The 406-nt window shown below is 61.3% G+C and carries 1 protein-coding gene; it reads right to left on the reverse strand.

The features are described 5' to 3' along the window. The coding region (locus KDL01_RS47340) for an arsenic resistance protein (protein ID WP_498038015.1) at positions 1-406 on the reverse strand (406 nt) is incomplete at both ends.

The raw sequence follows: 406 nt of genomic DNA on the forward strand, positions 1-406 counted from the left end.
GAACAGCCTCGGCGATGGTCCAGAAACTGACATCGATGACGCTGCCCTGCAGACCGAACGCCGGCGGCAACCAGGACAGGAAGAACCACGCATAGACGCTGAACAGCGCAATCTGGAAGATCGAGTTGAATGCCACCAGCCCGGCGACGTACTGGCCGTCACCGCGGGCAAGCTGATTCCAGACCAGCACCATGGCGATGCACCGTGCCAGCCCGATCAGGACCAGGCCGGTCATGTACTCGGGGTAATCGCGCAGGAACAGCACGGCCAGGCCGAACATCAGGAACGGACCGACGATCCAGTTCTGCAGCAGCGAGAGCATCAGTACCCGTTTGTCGGCGAAGACCCGCGGCAGTTCCTCGTACTTCACCTTGGCCAGCGGCGGATACATCATCAGGATCAGACC

The organism is Actinospica durhamensis (assembly GCF_018139695.1).
In the GTDB taxonomy this organism is placed as follows: domain Bacteria; phylum Actinomycetota; class Actinomycetes; order Streptomycetales; family Catenulisporaceae; genus Actinospica; species Actinospica durhamensis.